The sequence below is a fragment of the Pseudomonas sp. SIMBA_068 genome (genome assembly GCF_046534705.1).
Lineage (GTDB): Bacteria > Pseudomonadota > Gammaproteobacteria > Pseudomonadales > Pseudomonadaceae > Aquipseudomonas > Aquipseudomonas putida.
The window spans coordinates 1-239 of sequence record NZ_JAWRYI010001544.1; the positions used below are offsets into that span (position 1 = coordinate 1).

1 protein-coding gene is annotated in these 239 nt (G+C 65.3%); it reads right to left on the bottom strand.

Going from position 1 to position 239, the window contains the following annotated elements; translation table 11 throughout:
- On the bottom strand, positions 1 to 239 hold a 239-nt coding region (locus tag SB756_RS34860; protein WP_410913855.1), incomplete at both ends, for a PepSY domain-containing protein.

The following is a 239-nucleotide window of genomic DNA, read 5'->3' on the forward strand; positions in this document are numbered from 1 at the left end:
GTTTGCCATCCTGCTCGCCGAGCAGCTTGCCACTGTAGGGGTCGACGAACACGTTCAATTCGCGCCCGCCGTCATGCACCACGAACTGCGCGCTGCGCTCGGCATCCAGCGGCGGCAGGTACTGGCCGACATGGCCTTGTGGATAAGCCTTGTGCACCTCGGCCAGCAGGGTGTCGGCAGGCTGTCGATGATGGCCGGCTTCGACCACCATCAGGTCGCGGTACAGCAGCGGGTCGAGC